General features: G+C 54.3%; 1 protein-coding gene. It reads left to right on the top strand.

The genetic code is table 11. The features are described from left to right. Positions 1-269: hypothetical protein (locus D7Y13_RS46775; RefSeq protein ID WP_158626283.1), on the top strand; the 269-nt coding region annotated here is incomplete at its 5' end. Between the last annotated feature and the right edge of the window lie 116 nt (positions 270-385).

Consider the following 385-nt stretch of genomic DNA (forward strand, 5'->3'; position numbering starts at 1 on the left):
GGAATAAAGTCGCACATCGCTTTGAGTTTAAGATTGGAGATGATGATGTTGCTCAGCTTCAGAAAGATTTTCCCGAGCCAGTCTTGAAGGATGCAGCAAAGAAAGATCGGTTCTGGCGTGGCTTAGGTCTATCGATTATTGTCCTCGAACAAGAGCGTCGGCGGGATTTAACTCGTCGTGTCATAATGCATAAAGCGGAAACCAATCTAAGGAGGGCAGTCGACGCTTTGGATAAAGTAGAGGGCACCTCAAAGCCTAGCGAGCCGTAGGGTGCGCATTTTGCGCACCATCCGCACTCGCTTCGTGCGCCGCCCCTGCCCGTCGGGCGACGGTGCGCAGAATGCGCACCCTACGGGTGTCGCCCCTCCCTCATGTCCCGATGCAC

It is taken from the genome of Corallococcus praedator, from assembly GCF_003612125.1.
GTDB classification, from domain to species: domain Bacteria; phylum Myxococcota; class Myxococcia; order Myxococcales; family Myxococcaceae; genus Corallococcus; species Corallococcus praedator.